General features: G+C 73.7%; 1 protein-coding gene. It reads left to right on the top strand.

The annotated features are described in order from the left end of the window. Positions 1–213 (top strand): aromatic amino acid lyase (locus A985_RS25910; protein WP_039830454.1); only part of this gene is annotated, 213 nt, incomplete at both ends.

Here is a 213-nt window from a genome sequence, read left to right as displayed (position 1 = left end):
CCGGCTGGCGTCGCTCGCCCAGGGGTACTCGGCCGTGCGCCCGGAACTCCTCGAGGCACTCGTCCACCTGCTCGCCCACGACGTGCTGCCGCGCATTCCGTCCGAAGGCTCGGTCGGCGCGAGCGGCGACCTCACGCCGCTGTCGTACGTCGCGGCTACGCTCATCGGCGAGCGCGACGTGACGTATCGCGGCCGCCTCTGCGCAGCGTCGGC

It is taken from the genome of Pandoraea sp. B-6, from assembly GCF_000282835.1.
Taxonomy (GTDB): Bacteria; Pseudomonadota; Gammaproteobacteria; order Burkholderiales; family Burkholderiaceae; genus Pandoraea; species Pandoraea cepalis.
Note: the sequence above shows the minus strand (reverse complement) of the source record. Positions and strands in the feature narration are given on the sequence as shown.